The organism is Nocardiopsis sp. CNR-923 (assembly GCF_001942255.1).
Classification (GTDB): Bacteria; Actinomycetota; Actinomycetes; order Streptosporangiales; family Streptosporangiaceae; genus Nocardiopsis.
Genome location: NZ_MKKC01000104.1, coordinates 15,558 through 28,810 on the forward strand (window position 1 = coordinate 15,558; position 13,253 = coordinate 28,810).

A 13,253-nucleotide genomic window follows, 5' to 3' on the forward strand; every position below is an offset into this window, starting at 1 on the left:
ACGTCCTGTCGCTGCTGACCTGGTCACTCGTCGCCCGCTTCTACCTGCCCGGGCTGATCATCGCGGTCACGTTCCTCGTCGAGGCTGGACGGACTCCTATACCTACGCCGGGCTGGTCGTCGGCGCCTTCACGTTGGGCGTGGCCGCGGTCGGGCCACTGCGCGGACGGATGGCTGACCGGGGCGGCAGCGACCGACTGGTGCTGGTGTGCGGTGCGGTGTTCAGCGCGGGGCTCCTCGCCCTGGCCCTGCTGCCGGGCTCACTGTGGTGGCTGGCGGTGCCGTTGGCCCTGGCCGTCGGTGTGTTCGGCTCCCCCGCCAACCAGATCGTCCGCGCCCTGTGGCCGCGGCTGACCTTCGGCGCCGAGCGCAACGCCATCTACGCGGCCGAGGCGACCACTCAGGAGTTGCTCTTCGTCTTCTCCCCCGTGCTCACCGCGGGCGTGGTGGCTTTCGCGGGTCCCCGGTGGGCGCTGGGGCTGCTGTCGGTGCTGGCTCTGGCGGGCGCGGTGGGGTTCGCGCACTCCCTGCGCCGTGCCGGGGTGACCGGACCCGACCCCGAGCAGCGTGACTCCGACTCGGCGCGCCCGCGCCCCGCAGGAGTCTGCTGCGCTCGCGGGCGCTGTGCGTCCTGTTGCTCATGTCGCTGCTGCTGATCTGCGGCATCGTGGGCGTGGACCTGGTCATCGTCGCGTGGGCCAACGAACTGGAGTCACCGCAGTACGTCATGGTGCTGGCGTCGGTGTGGGCGCTGGGCTCGCTCGTGGGCGGGGCGGTCGCCGGAGGACTGCGGGGGCGGCCGCGACTGGTACGGCGGAGCCTGGCCGCCGCGCTGGGACTGGCGGTCCTGGTGCCGTTCATGCCGCCGGTCGTCCACCTGTCCACCCCGTTGTGGATCACCCCGCTGCTGTTCCTGTCCGGGGTGGCCATCGCGCCCACGGTGGCGGCGGCGATGGGACGGCTCGGCGAGGTCTCCCCGTCCGACCGCCGCGCCGAGGCGTTCGGTTGGCTGGCCTCGGGGATGGGTGTCGGCAGCGCACTCGCGGGCCCGATGATCGGTGCGCTGATCGACGGCCTCGGAGTGGCCGGCGGCGCGGCGGGAGCCGCGGCGGTGGCCCTGCTGGCCGCCGGGCTGAGCGTCTTCGTCCCGGCGGCGTCCCCGGACCCGGACCCCGCGGCGGCGGAACCGGTCACGGGACCGACCGCCCCCGCCGTCGGGGACTCCTAGTCCACTCCGGGCGGGAGCCGGTGCGCCCAGGGGCGCGCCGCCTCCAGCTGGGCCGCCAGCGACAGGAGCGTGCCCTCGCCGCCCATCCGGCCGGTGAGCATGACGCCGATCGGCAGCCCGTCCGGGGACTGGTGCAGGGGAACGCTGGCCGAGGGTTGGCCGGAGACGTTGTACACCGAGGTGAACGGGGTGAACTCGCTCATGCGGCGGAACTCCTGTTCCGGGCCGCCCCGGTCGAAGTGCCCGATCGGGGTCGGCGGCAGTGCCAGGGTGGGGCTGAGCAGCACGTCGTAGGGCTCGGTGGCGGCGATCAGTGAACGCACCCCCTTCTGGAGCCGGGCACAGGCCGCGACGTAGGCGGGGACGGGGGTGGCGCGCGCCCGGGCGCGCAGCCATTGCGTGATCGGCCTGAGTTCGCGTTCGCGACCGGGGTCCACGGGGTGGGCCGAGGCCATCGCCGCCCAGAGCACGCCGAAGTCCTCCGCGAAGGCGCTGCCGAAGTGGGCGTCGCCCGGAGTGGGGATCTCCTCCACGTCGTGGCCGAGTCCGACGAGGAGTTCGGTGGCCGCGTCGTAGGCCGCCAGGACGTCGGGGTGGACGGGGGCGCCGACGCTTCCGGCGTCGGCGTAGCGGCCGACGCGCAGGCGGCCGGGGTCGCGGCGCGCGTGGTCGGCGAAGGTCTCGTCCGGTGCGAGCGGCGGCGCGGTGTACAGGTCGCCGGGCCGCGAGCCCGCCATGGCGTCGAGCAGGAGCGCGGCGTCCAACACGCTCCGGGCCAGGGGTCCGGACGTGGACAGGCCCACGAGGTCGGGTCTGTGCGGCCCGCCGGAGACGCGCCCCCGTGTGGGCTTGAGGCCGACCAACCCGCACGCGCTGGCGGGGATGCGCAGGGATCCGCCCCCGTCGCTCCCGTGGGCGACGGGCGCCAGACGGGCGGCGACCGCGACGGCGGCGCCGCCGCTGGAGCCGCCGGGTGTGCGGTCGGTGTCCCAGGGGTTGCGGCTGGGCGGGGCGACGTCGTTCTCGGTGTAGCAGGTGCACCCGAACTCGGGTGTGTTGGTCTTGCCGAGGAGGAGGGCGCCCGCGGAGCGCAGTGCGGCCACCGGGCCGTCGTCGACCGGGGCCGGGACGGGGTCGACGGCGCGTGAGCCGAAGGTCGTGGGCGCGCCCGCCATCTGGTCCAGGTCCTTGATCGGAAGGGGTACTCCCAGGAGGGCCGGCAGGGCTTCCGGCGTGTCGCGCATGACGCGCTTCTCCGCATATCGGGCCTGTTCGAGGACCTGTTCCGGGCTAACCGCAACGAACGCGCCAAAGGCGGGATCGAGCCGTTCGATCCGCTCCAGACAGTGTTCGGCAATCTCACGAGGGGACAGTTCACGACTCCGCACCAGGTCGGCGAGTCGGTGTGCCGGAAGTTCGTGGATCTGGGTCATGATCCACCAGATTAGCGGGCGCGTCACGGGGCACCACTGCGTGGTGGTCTTCTCTAGAGAGACTGTCGAAACAGTGATCCTTCCCTTCCCCCGCGTCATGGACACGCATGCGGCCGGGGGAACGAGGGAAGAAAAGTGTGAGAAGTCATGCACTAGGACTCGGATATGGATGGAACTAACCTGTCCGACGTGGAATCGGCAACGACAACGAACGAGCGCGCCCAACCGAGCGACTCACCATCGGCGGCGAGCAGCCCCGAAGAGCTCTTTTTCCCTCAGCAAAGGAAGAAGAGCGACAATTCGGGCACTAAGGCGCTTTACGGAACCCTGAAGTCCAGCGAGACCGCGCGTAAGTGGTCCCTTCGCGCGGCCGTCGCAGCGCTGGTCGCCCTGGCCCTCGGACTGCTCACCGCGGACTGGCGGATCGGGGTCACCCTCGGTCTGGTCACCCTGGTCGGCGTCACCGTCTACGCCGCCCGGCGTGAGTCGGAGGTCCCCCGGTGGCGCAAGCCCTCGGCGGCCCAGCGCAAGACCGAGGTCCAACTACGGGTGATGAAGCAGCTCGGCTACCGCGTCCTGCACGCCCGCGCGGTCCCCGGGGGCAACGGGCAGATCGACCACTTCATCGTGGGCCGTCGCGGCGCGTTCGCGATCGACTCCGAGTCGTGGGACCGACGCCTGCCCCTGCGCAACAAGCTGGAGAAGCTCTACCACGGGCGGTTCAGCAAGAACGAGCGGATCGACGAGGCGCTGGAGGAGGCCAAACGGGCCGAGGAACTCATCAGCAAGGAACTGGGCCGGGAGATCTCTGTGCGTGCCTCCCTGGCCATCTACGGCCCCGGGATGCCCTGGGACAGCCACCGGCTGCGCGGCGTCGACATCATCACCGGCACCAAGGTCCGCAAGTGGCTGCGCACGGGCCGGGACCGGCTGGACGAGCGCGAGATCGAGGAGATCTACGAGGCCGCCAAGAAGGCGCTTCCGCCCCGGTACTGACAGCTCGGGAACCCGTCCGGGAAAAGCGCGGGAGGGACCACGGCGCCGTGGTCCCTCCCGGGCCCCGCACGTGCGTCGGGGCACCCCTTTTCGTCTCATGATTCGGACATCGGGTCTTCGGATTCGAGACCGAAGCAGGCCCGAAGGCGACTACCATCGAGGGGAAACACCCGGAACCGATGGGAGCCCACCCCATGCCCGCGCTACGATCACGCACGGTCACACACGGCAGGAACATGGCAGGCGCGCGCGCTCTCATGCGCGCCACCGGCGTGGAGCGCGAGGACTTCGGCAAGCCCATCGTGGCCGTGGCCAACAGCTTCACCCAGTTCGTCCCCGGCCACGTCCACCTGCGCGAGGTCGCCGACGTCGTCGCCGACGCGGTCCGCGAGGCGGGCGGGGTGCCGCGCGAGTTCAACTCCATCGCCGTCGACGACGGCATCGCCATGGGCCACGGCGGCATGCTCTACTCCCTGCCCAGCCGCGAGCTCATCGCCGACTCGGTCGAGTACATGGTCAACGCGCACTGCGCGGACGCCTGGTGTGCGTCTCCAACTGCGACAAGATCACCCCCGGCATGCTGCTGGCCGCGCTGCGGCTCAACATCCCCACGGTGTTCGTCTCCGGCGGCCCCATGGAGGCGGGCAAGGTCACCGTGGTCGACGGCACCGCCACCACGGTCCGCAAGCTCGACCTGATCAACCCGATGATCGCCGCGGCCGACGAGAGCGTCTCCCAGGCGGAGCTGGACGAGATGGAGGAGGCCGCCTGCCCGACCTGCGGCTCCTGCTCGGGTATGTTCACCGCCAACTCGATGAACTGCCTGACCGAGGCGATCGGCCTGGCCCTGCCGGGCAATGGCACCGTGCTGGCCACCCACACCGCGCGCCGCGCACTGTACGAGGACGCCGGACGCCTCGTCGTCGAGGCCGCCAAGCGCTACTACGAGGACGAGGACGAGTCCGTCCTGCCGCTGTCCATCGCCACCCCGGCCGCCTTCGGCAACGCCATGGCCCTGGACGTCGCCATGGGCGGCTCCACCAACACGATCCTGCACCTGCTGGCCGCCGCCACGGAGGCGGGCGTGGACTTCGGACTACCGGAGATCGACGCCGTCTCCCGCCGCGTGCCGTGCCTGTGCAAGGTCGCGCCGAACACGGAGAAGTACCACATCGAGGACGTCCACCGCGCGGGCGGCATCCCCGCCATCCTCGGCGAGTTGGCCAGGGGCGGCCTGTTGGACACCTCCCTGCCCACCGTCCACGGCACGACCGTCGGCGAGTTCATCGCCGAGTGGGACATCGCCGGCGACACCGTCAGCGACCGGGCCGTGGAGCTCTTCCACGCCGCGCCCGGCGGGAGGCGCACCACCAAGGCGTACTCGCAGAGCACCCGATGGGACAGCCTGGACACCGACCGGGAGAAGGGCTGCATCCGCGCCGTGCCGCACGCCTACACCAGGGACGGCGGGCTGGCGGTGCTCTTCGGCAACCTCGCCCCGGACGGCGCCATCGTCAAGACCGCCGGTGTGGAGGAGGAGCTGTGGACCTTCTCCGGGCCCGCCAAGGTGTTCGAGTCCCAGGAGGACGCCGTCGACGGCATCCTCTCCAAGCAGGTCGCGCCCGGTGACGTGGTCGTCATCCGCTACGAGGGCCCCAAGGGCGGGCCCGGCATGCAGGAGATGCTGTACCCGACGAGCTTCCTCAAGGGCCGCGGTCTGGGCAAGGCCTGCGCGCTCATCACCGACGGCCGCTTCTCCGGCGGCACGTCGGGCCTGTCCATCGGGCACGCGTCCCCCGAGGCGGCCGCCGGCGGCGACATCGCGCTGGTCGAGGACGGCGACACCATCAGCATCGACATCCCGAACCGCGGCATCGTGCTGGAGGTCCCCGCGGACGAGCTCGACGCCCGCCGCGAGCGGCTGATCAAGGAGCTGGGCCGCTTCCAGCCGCGCGACCGGGAGCGCCCGGTGACCGCCGCGCTGCGCGCCTACGCCGCGATGGCCACCTCGGCCTCGACCGGCGCGGCGCGCGACGTGTCGCAGATCGAGCGCTAGAGCAGGCCCGGGGATCGGCACCCCGGGTGTCCCTGGCCCCGGCCTCGGACCGGTCAGGCGCAGCAGCCGCCCCCGCAGCACCCTCCGCCACCGGAGGGTGCTGGTGCGGCGGCGCGTCCGCCCACCGCCACGGTGGACAGCAGGCGCACCGTGTCGTCATGGCCGTGCGGGCAGTCGGCGGGATCGCCGGCCAGGGCCATCGGGCGGGAGACCTCGAAGGCGGTGCCGCACTCGCGGCAGCGGAAGTCGTATCTGGGCATTGGTAGTCAGAGGCGCGGTACCCGTTCCGGGCCCGTCTCCTCATCCCCCTTTCAATCCGTGCGTGCGGTTTTCCCGCACACGGCTTACCGATGATCTTCTCGACCGGTTACACAGCACCCGGATAACGGACAGTCCCGCGAAGCCTGTACAAGCCCTGCTGGTTGAACCACTCCTCCGTCCAGGCAGCAGCCTGACCGGCCCGGAGATTGCGCCCACGCTTCTTGATCATGAGCCCCTTGAGCCGCAGGACGACCCAGACATCCACCGCTCTGAACTCGGTGGCAGCGTTCCCGGTACGGAAACAGACACCCCAACCCCGCAGGATCGGATTGATCCGGGCGATCACCACCCGCACGTCCCGACCCATCTGAGCTCGACCGGTCCGGTCCCGGATCTTCTCCCTCAGCCGCTTCATCGCCGCCTGACAGGGCCACCGCTGCAGGAAGTAGCGCACGATCCGCTTCTTGACCCACAACCGGCCCGACACGCGCGCCCTGAAGTGGCATCCGAGGAAGTCGAAACCCTCCCGGCCCTTCCTGAGGTCCACGATCCGAGTCTTGTCCGGGTGCAGCTCCAGACCCAGCCAGGCGAGAATCCGGCCGACCTCGGCCAGCGCCCGCTCGGCCTGGCGCCGGGAACGGCACATCACGACCCCGTCGTCGGCGTAGCGCACCAGCGCACCGACTCCCGATGCCGCCAGTTCCGTATCCAGCACGTGCAGGTAGACGTTGGCCAACAGCGGGGAGATCACCCCGCCCTGCGGCGTGCCCGCGACCGTCCGCGACACACCAGAAGCTTCCATCACCCCCGCACGCAGCCACAACCGCACCAGCTTGAGCACCCGCCGATCCGACACCCGCCTGGCGACCTCGCCCATCAACCGGTCATGGTCGATATGGTCGATATGGTCGAAGAAGCCACGGATGTCGAACTCCACGACATAGGTGACCCCTTTGATGAAGCCGACCCGCAGGCGCTCCATCGCATCAAGAGCCGACCGCCTGGGCCGGTACCCGTAGGACGACTCAAGGAAGTCGGCCTCGAACACCGGCTCCAGCACGATCTTGGCCGCCTGCTGGGCCACCCGGTCGCGAACGGTGGGGATACCCAAGGGGCGCGTGCCGCCCCGTGGTTTGGGGATGTCCACCCGCCGCACCGGCGACGGACGGTACTTCCCTTCCAGCAGGTCCTGTCGGAGTTGATCGAGCATCCGCTCCACCCCGTAGGACTCCACATCTTCCAAGGTGATCCGGTCGATACCGGACCCGCCCCGGTTGTCCTTCACACGCCGCCACGCCTCCCGCAGGACGTCATCCCTGCAGATACGGTCGAACAGAGCGTGGAAGCGGCGTTCCGGGGACTGCTTGGCCGCAGCCCATAGCTTGCGCCTGAGTTTTCGCACCTTCCCGATGGGCACCACGGCCCCGGGATCGGCAACGGTGTTGCCGGGGTTGTTGGGCCGGGCGGTCCCGGCCATGCCCTGACGCTTACCCCCGCCGCGAGCGTGATCAAAGTGCGGGCCCTTCCCTCCCGGCGCGTTCTGTTGCACGCCGATCACCGGTACTATGCCCCGCTCGGACTCCCGCCGCGCTCCGCTGGACTTCACCATCGGCTTATACCAGCGGTCTCTGCCCGACGCAGGCGTGCGCGGACGGGCCTCTCCTGTTCCGTGCCAGACCGTGAACGCGTGCCGTCTCCCCTACCCCGGGTAGATCCAGCGGACCGCTTCCGGAACCGGGTTCGCCGGACGTGGCCTTCGCCGTGACATGACCGGCTCGGCTCTGACCGTTGTATCTGTGACGAGGCTGCAGAGTTCGCTTGATGCTACGGCCCGCGTTCTTGCTCCCTCCGAAGAGGCTTGTGACACCCCGCTCGGCCGGGCGGGTCTCCCCGCACGGCTGGGGCCTGCTACCGGGCGCTCCGGCGCTTACCCGGACGGGACTTCCACCCGCTGGCCTGACACAGCTTCCAGGACGCACCATGCGATCAGAATACGGCCGCCCTCCGTCTCCCGGACACCGCGCGACGGAGGCGAGGGGGCAGCCGCGGGGCCGGCCGGGGACGCGTGGCCCCGGCCCCGCGGCGTCAGGCCGCCAGATGAGCCATGTAGGGCTCCCACTGAGGGTCGCCGTGCAGGTCACCGTTGATCAGTCGCCAGTGCGGCCCCTTGGGCACCTTGGGGGTGATGTGCAGCTCCCATCCGAGCTCGTCCAGGAACTTGTCGGCCTTGCGGTGGTTGCACGGCTTGCACGCCGCCACCACGTTCTCCCACACGTGCGCCCCGCCGCGGCTGCGGGGAATCACGTGGTCGATCGTCTCGGCCTTCTTCCCGCAGTAACCGCAGGTGTGCCGGTCCCTGCGCATGAGCGCCACCCGCGTCAGCGGCACCCTGCGACCGTAGGGAACACTGATGTAGCGTCTGAGCCGGATGACCGACGGCACGTCGTATGACCGGGTCGCCGAGTGGAGCACCGCTCCGGCCTCGTCCCCGTGCACGACCTCGGCCTTCTCCCGAAGCACGAGCAGAATCGCCCTGCGCAGCGGCAGTGTCGTCAGTGGTTCGAAGCTGGCGTTGAGCAGCAGCACGTGGCGGCGGGCGGTCGGTGGGCCGCCCTCCCGGCTGCCTTGGGCGCTCATCGCTCCGCCCCGGCCGTCGTGCTCCACGGCCGTGTCTCCTCCCCGGCCAGCCGTTCGGCCAGCCAGGAAACCTCCCTGTTCACCGATCCTGGGATCGGTGTTTCCGTTCGCCTTGCCACACGGACCTCCCGGTGGTTCCCGCCGAGTTGCGTCCCGCATTCAGTGTGCGTGGTCAGACGGCCTCGGCGCCACCCCAATTTTCGTCAGGACGCCCGGAAAGCGCGGGTCGTGGCTTTCCTCCACCCATTGTGCGCCCCCCCAACCACGTTTCACGGTGCCGCCGCGCCGAACACCGGGAGTGAGATATCGGTGGATAGGGTGCGAAGTATGCGTGAACTTGGCTACCCGCCAGCAGAGCGGCTGGACATCATCGAGACCCTGCACGGCCACGCGGTCGCCGACCCCTACCGGTGGTTGGAGGATCCGCGGACGGCCGCGACCAAGGAGTGGTCCACCGCCCAGGACACCCTCTACTCCGAGGCCCTCCCCCGGTTCCGGGCGCGCGAGTGGTTCGGCGACCAGGTCCGGTCGCTCATGGGCGCCGGGCACGTCGGCGCCCCCGTGTGGCGGGGCGAGCGCCACTTCTTCACCCGCCGCACGGCGGAGCAGGAGCACGGAGTCCTGCACGTCCGGGACCCGGACGGGCCCGAACGCGTCCTGGTCGACCCCGGGGCGCTGGACCCGAGCGGACTGACCACCCTGGACTCCTGGAAGCCGGACCGCTCCGGGCGGCTGCTCGCCTACCAGCTCTCCGAGGCCGGCGACGAGGAGTCGCTCTTGAGGATCATGGACGTCGAGACCGGGGAGACCGTCGACGGGCCGATCGACCGCACGCGCTACAGCCCCATCGCCTGGCTCCCGGACTCCTCCGCCTTCTACTCGTCCGACGGCTGCCCGCCGACGAGGTCCCCGAGGGAGAGGAGAGTTACCACAGGCGCGTCTACCTGCACCGGTTGGGCACCTCCGCGGACGAGGACGCCCTCGTCTTCGGCCAGGGCCGCGACAAGACCGAGTACTTCAGCGTCACCGTGAGCCGTGACGGCCGCTGGCTCATCCTGCTCGCCGTGCGCGGCACCTCCTCGGCCACCGACATGTGGATCGCCGACCTGACCGAGGCAGAACTGGACGCCCCCAGGCTCGTTCCCATCCAGGAGGGCGTCGACGCCACCCTGTCCGCCCACGTCAGCAGGGACGGACGCCTGTACCTGTACACCGACCGCGACGCCCCGCGCGGCCGCGTGTGCGTGACCGACCCGGCCACCCCCGGGTACGAGCACTGGACCACACTGGTCGCCGAGGACGCCGAGGCGGTCCTGGAGGATTTCGCGATCCTCGACGGCCCCGGCATGGATCGGCCGGAGATGCTGGTCGCCTGGAGCCACCACGCCGTCAGCGAGGTCACGCGCCACGAGCTGGCCACCGGCGAGCGGCTCGGTTCGCTGGACATGCCTGGCCTGGGAACGGTCGGCGTGCTCATGGAACGGCCCGAGGGCGGCCACGAGGCCTGGTTCGGCTACACCGACAGCACCCACCCCTCGTCGGTGTACCGGTACGACGCTCGCGACGGCGCCGTGTCCGTCTGGGCGGACGCACCCGGCGCGGTCACCCCGCCCGACGTCCGCACCGAACTGGTGACGTTCACGTCCGGGGACGGCACTCCCGTGCGCATGCTCGTGGTCTCCCCCGCCGAGCCGGCGGACGGTCCCCGCCCGACCGTCCTCTACGGTTACGGCGGCTTCCGGATCTCCCTGACCCCCTCCTACTCCGCGTCGGTCCTGGCCTGGGTGCGCTCCGGAGGCGTGTACGCCACGGCCAACCTGCGCGGCGGACTGGAAGAGGGCGAGGAGTGGCACCGCGACGGGATGCTCGCGCACAAGCAGAACGTGTTCGACGACTGCGCGGCCGCCGCCGAACACCTGGTGGGGACGGGTGTGACCACCCCCGATCGGCTGGCGATCATGGGTGGGAGCAACGGCGGGCTCCTGGTCGGCGCGATGATCACCCAGCGCCCGGACCTGTTCGCCGCCGCGGTGTGCTCAGCACCCCTGCTCGACATGGTGCGCTACGAGGGCTTCGGACTGGGCCAACTGTGGAACGTCGAGTACGGGAGCGCGGACGAACCGGAGGAACTGGGGTGGCTGCTGGGGTACTCCCCGTACCACAACGTGCGTGAGGGCACCCGCTACCCCGCGACGCTGTTCACCGTGTTCGACAACGACACCCGGGTGGACCCCATGCACGCGCGCAAGCTGTGCGCGCTGATGCAGTGGGCCACGTCGGCGTCGCTGGAGGAGCGTCCGATCCTGCTGCGGCGCGAGTCGGAGGTCGGCCACAGCTCCCGTTCGGTGAGCCGGAGCGTGTCGCTCAGCGCCGAGCAGCTGGCCTTCCTCGCCCACCATCTGGGGGCGTCGGTGGCCTGATCGGCGGTCCGACCCGCGCATCCGGCCGCCGGGAGGAGACCCACGCCACAGCGCTGGTGACCGGGCGGCCGAACGGGCTCCTGGGGGTATTGGGACAATCGAGGTCGCCCACCCCCAGGAGAGCCACCCACGAGAGGAACCAGGTACGTGACCCAGATGGAGGCCGCAGGCAACGGGACCGGGACCGTGCCTCGGCGGCACGTGCACCTCGCCCAGGTCCGCTACGCCGACCTTGACCCCCAGCACCACGTCAACAACGTGCGGATGCTCACCTATCTGGAGGACGCGCGGATCTCGTTCCTACGCTACGGCGGCGGGGTCGACGCGGGCGAGGAGATCTTCGGCGCCATGGTCGTGGCCCGCCAGGAGGCGGACTACGTGGCGCCGCTGCTGCCCCGCAAGGACCCGGTGCGCGTGGAGCTGTGGGTGACCGAGGTCCGCCACGCGAGCTGCACGCTGGCCTACGAGATCCGCGACCACACGACCGTGTACCTGCGCGCCAGGACGGTGCTGGTCGGATTCGACGTGCCCACGCAGAGCGCGCGGCGGCTCGACGCCACCGAGCGCGCCTACCTCGCCCAGTACGCCTGAGGTCGTCCGGGCGCGACTACTTCAGGGAGACGGACACGGTCTCGCCCTCGTCGCCGTCACGGCGCTCCGCGGAGGCCACCGCGACGGACGTCGGCCTGGCCACCGCCGGGGGCGTGGCCTCCTCAGGAACGTTGACCATGCTGTGCGCGGCCATCACCATGTACTCCCACATCTGCCGGTCCAGGACCTCGTGCAGCTCCAGGGAGTCCATCGCGGCGCGCATGTGCTCCAGCCAGCGGTCGCGCTCGGCGGCGCGATCCGGAACGGGATATGCCGCATCCGCAGCCGCGGATGGCCGCGCCGCTCGTTGTAGGTTCGCGGGCCGCCCCAGTACTGGATGAGGAACAGGCGCAGGCGCTCCTCGGCCGGGCCCAGGTCCTCCTCGGGGTACATGGGCCGCAGCAGGGGGTCGGCGGCGACGCCCTCGTAGAAGTGGCGTACCAGGCGGGTGAAGGTCTCCTCGCCCCCCACGGCCTCGTAGAACGTCGTCTGCACCGGCCCCTCGCCCTGCTCGTGGTGGTCATCTCGCGCGAAAGTCATCGCCCACCAGGGTATGCGACTCTTCCGGGCCCGTCAGGTCGGTCCGTCCCGGCGGGAATACCGCGGCTCCCCGGCACGTTGGCGGGCGGCCGTGCACGGCCGCCCGAACCAGGGGGTGCGCAGTTCACCGGATCAGCGGTGCCAGCAGGTCGGCGAGGAGGCGGGCTCGGACACCGCCGTCACGGTCCAGTTCCGCGTCCGACCGCCATGTGCAGCCGACGCTGAGGGCGGCCACCCGACCCGTCTCCAGGACGCGACGGACCGCGCCGACCACGGCGTCGGCGGAGGGGCCGTCCGGGGTGGGGAAGAGCACTCCGGGTACCTCGCCCGGATCGATGACGTCGAGGTCCACGTGCAGCAGGAGGGGGCCCTCCGGGAGCGCGTCGGCCGCCATGTCCGGGACCGCGCTCACCCGCAGCGCCGACGCGCGCAGGTACTCCTCCTCCGCCGGGTCGAGGTCGCGTCCGTCGACGAGGAGGATCCGATCCTCCGCGACGTCGCGCAGACCGAGCCGTGCGGTGGCCGGGTCCGGCCGGTAGCCGGTCAGCACGCGCAGGGGAATCCCGCCCGCGTACCCCGAGGTACTCGTCTGCATCGTCTGCACGTCCCCGTGCGCGTCGAACCAGACGACGGAGGGGTCCGCCCCGGCCCTTTGCAGACCCGCCACCGCGCCCAGGGCCACCATGCAGTCACCGGAGACCACGACCGGGACCCGACCAGCGCGCGCGTGGTCGGCGACGCGCTCGGCGACGACCCCGTGCAGGACGGTCATGCGCGACCACACGTCGCCGTCGGGCAACTCGGCGACCACAGTCTGCGCGGCGCCGGGCAGCGGGGGCCACAGGTCGGGCAGGTGTTCGTCGAGGTGGTAGGGGACACGCAGAATGGTCATGACTGGACCATACAGACACGCGCGGTGCCCGGCACACCCGATTTCCGCCGCCCCGACGCGACCGGGGAACCGCGATCCAGGACGGGGGTTTCAGCCGATCCGCACTAGGTCCTGTCTGGAGTTCGAATTATGGACGCGGTGCGATGCTGCGGAGCCAGAGCATCGCACCGCATAGGTGCAGCCCGGCCTCGTAGCTCTCC

9 protein-coding genes and 3 pseudogenes are annotated in these 13,253 nt (G+C 70.9%); 6 read left to right on the forward strand and 6 right to left on the reverse strand.

The window, feature by feature from the left end; translation table 11 throughout:
• The first annotated feature begins 139 nt into the window (after positions 1-139).
• Together BJF83_RS31205 and BJF83_RS31210 are read left to right on the forward strand one after the other, a co-directional pair.
• Complete coding sequence (locus BJF83_RS31205) at positions 140-655, forward strand: MFS transporter (protein ID WP_394329357.1); 516 nt, start codon at positions 140-142, stop codon at positions 653-655.
• On the forward strand, positions 640-1,227 hold the full coding sequence (locus tag BJF83_RS31210) for an MFS transporter (RefSeq protein WP_394329358.1): 588 nt from the start codon (positions 640-642) through the stop codon (positions 1,225-1,227). The genes BJF83_RS31205 and BJF83_RS31210 overlap by 16 nt, the downstream gene beginning before the upstream one ends.
• Here the strand turns inward: BJF83_RS31210 and BJF83_RS18575 are convergent.
• Complete coding sequence (locus BJF83_RS18575; protein ID WP_075927317.1) at positions 1,224-2,660, reverse strand: amidase; 1,437 nt, start codon at positions 2,658-2,660, stop codon at positions 1,224-1,226. The genes BJF83_RS31210 and BJF83_RS18575 overlap by 4 nt on opposite strands.
• Before the next feature lie 165 nt (positions 2,661-2,825).
• On the opposite strand from BJF83_RS18575, the gene BJF83_RS18580 reads away from it, so the two are divergent.
• Positions 2,826-3,656 (forward strand): nuclease-related domain-containing protein, encoded by an 831-nt coding sequence (locus tag BJF83_RS18580; protein WP_075927318.1) that lies wholly within the window; start codon positions 2,826-2,828, stop codon positions 3,654-3,656.
• 194 nt (positions 3,657-3,850) lie between these two features.
• Positions 3,851-5,712 (forward strand): annotated as a pseudogene (gene ilvD, locus BJF83_RS18585) (dihydroxy-acid dehydratase).
• Positions 5,713-5,765: 53 nt separating this feature from the next.
• Here ilvD and BJF83_RS18590 read toward each other — a convergent pair.
• From BJF83_RS18590 to BJF83_RS18600, 3 genes are all read right to left on the reverse strand, one after another.
• On the reverse strand, positions 5,766-5,972 hold the full coding sequence (locus tag BJF83_RS18590) for a zinc ribbon domain-containing protein (RefSeq protein ID WP_075927319.1): 207 nt from the start codon (positions 5,970-5,972) through the stop codon (positions 5,766-5,768).
• Between the two features lie 107 nt (positions 5,973-6,079).
• A complete protein-coding gene (gene ltrA, locus BJF83_RS18595) occupies positions 6,080-7,450 on the reverse strand; it encodes a group II intron reverse transcriptase/maturase (protein WP_075927320.1) in 1,371 nt (456 codons plus the stop codon).
• A 608-nt stretch (positions 7,451-8,058) separates the two neighbouring features.
• On the reverse strand, positions 8,059-8,559 hold the full coding sequence (locus tag BJF83_RS18600) for an HNH endonuclease (RefSeq protein WP_075927324.1): 501 nt from the start codon (positions 8,557-8,559) through the stop codon (positions 8,059-8,061).
• Between the two features lie 378 nt (positions 8,560-8,937).
• On the opposite strand from BJF83_RS18600, the pseudogene BJF83_RS18605 reads away from it, so the two are divergent.
• Positions 8,938-11,030 (forward strand): annotated as a pseudogene (locus BJF83_RS18605) (prolyl oligopeptidase family protein).
• A 156-nt stretch (positions 11,031-11,186) separates the two neighbouring features.
• Positions 11,187-11,621 (forward strand): thioesterase family protein, encoded by a 435-nt coding sequence (locus tag BJF83_RS18610; RefSeq protein WP_143831969.1) that lies wholly within the window; start codon positions 11,187-11,189, stop codon positions 11,619-11,621.
• Positions 11,622-11,637: 16 nt separating this feature from the next.
• Here the strand turns inward: BJF83_RS18610 and BJF83_RS18615 are convergent.
• Both BJF83_RS18615 and BJF83_RS18620 read right to left on the reverse strand, forming a co-directional pair.
• Positions 11,638-12,161: pseudogene (locus BJF83_RS18615) on the reverse strand (globin).
• 124 nt (positions 12,162-12,285) lie between these two features.
• The gene (locus BJF83_RS18620) at positions 12,286-13,053 is read right to left on the reverse strand and encodes an arginase family protein (protein WP_075927322.1); all 768 of its coding nucleotides are present in this window, start codon (positions 13,051-13,053) and stop codon (positions 12,286-12,288) included.
• Between the last annotated feature and the right edge of the window lie 200 nt (positions 13,054-13,253).

Bases quoted from the DNA above. Each gene is read 5' to 3' on its own strand.
- BJF83_RS31210 (WP_394329358.1), top strand. From the start codon at position 640: ATGTCGCTGCTGCTGATCTGCGGCATCGTGGGCGTGGACCTGGTCATC.
- BJF83_RS18575 (WP_075927317.1), bottom strand. From the start codon at position 2,660: ATGACCCAGATCCACGAACTTCCGGCACACCGACTCGCCGACCTGGTG.
- BJF83_RS18580 (WP_075927318.1), top strand. From the start codon at position 2,826: ATGGATGGAACTAACCTGTCCGACGTGGAATCGGCAACGACAACGAAC.
- BJF83_RS18590 (WP_075927319.1), bottom strand. From the start codon at position 5,972: ATGCCCAGATACGACTTCCGCTGCCGCGAGTGCGGCACCGCCTTCGAG.
- ltrA (WP_075927320.1), bottom strand. From the start codon at position 7,450: ATGGCCGGGACCGCCCGGCCCAACAACCCCGGCAACACCGTTGCCGAT.
- BJF83_RS18610 (WP_143831969.1), top strand. From the start codon at position 11,187: ATGGAGGCCGCAGGCAACGGGACCGGGACCGTGCCTCGGCGGCACGTG.
- BJF83_RS18620 (WP_075927322.1), bottom strand. From the start codon at position 13,053: ATGACCATTCTGCGTGTCCCCTACCACCTCGACGAACACCTGCCCGAC.